Raw genomic sequence first — 542 nt, 5'->3', positions numbered from 1 at the left:
CTCGACCCGGCCGACGAGCAGGCGCAATGCGCGCTGATGCAGGCGGCACTCGACGCCGGCAACCGGGTCGAGGCGATCCGCCAATTCAACCAGCTTCGCGACAATCTGCATGCCGAGCTCGGCGTCGGGCCGAGCGCCGCGACCATCGCGCTCTACGAGAAGGCGCTGGCGCTTTCCGGCGCGGAGACAGTCAACCCCTCGGAACGCATCCGAACCTCGCTGGCCTGGGGCATGGTGCATCTGCAGAGCGGCGAGTTCGACAAGGCAAGCGAGATCGCCCGGCAGACACGCGATCTGGCGCTGGGAGCCGACCTGCCGCGCGAGGTCGGCGAGGCGAGTGCGCTGCTGGGCATCGCATCGATGATGCAATCCCGGTGGCCGCAACTGTTCCGGTCCGAATTCATCGAATGGGTCCGCGCCAAGCCGGCCTTTGTGCAACATGTCTTCGATGGGCATCTGTGCCTGTCCGAGTTCTGTCTGTGCAGCGCCAAAGGTCATGCCGAAGTAGCGGGACTGGCCCAGGAATTGCTCGCCGTTGCCGA

1 protein-coding gene is annotated in these 542 nt (G+C 66.1%); it reads left to right on the top strand.

Features of this window, described 5'->3' with window-relative positions:
- A partial coding sequence (locus EN786_RS36010; RefSeq protein ID WP_210238927.1) for a bacterial transcriptional activator domain-containing protein occupies window positions 1-542 on the top strand: 542 nt, incomplete at both ends.

The organism is Mesorhizobium sp. M4B.F.Ca.ET.143.01.1.1, from assembly GCF_004792275.1.
Lineage (GTDB): Bacteria > Pseudomonadota > Alphaproteobacteria > Rhizobiales > Rhizobiaceae > Mesorhizobium > Mesorhizobium abyssinicae.
Note: the sequence above shows the minus strand (reverse complement) of the source record. Positions and strands in the feature narration are given on the sequence as shown.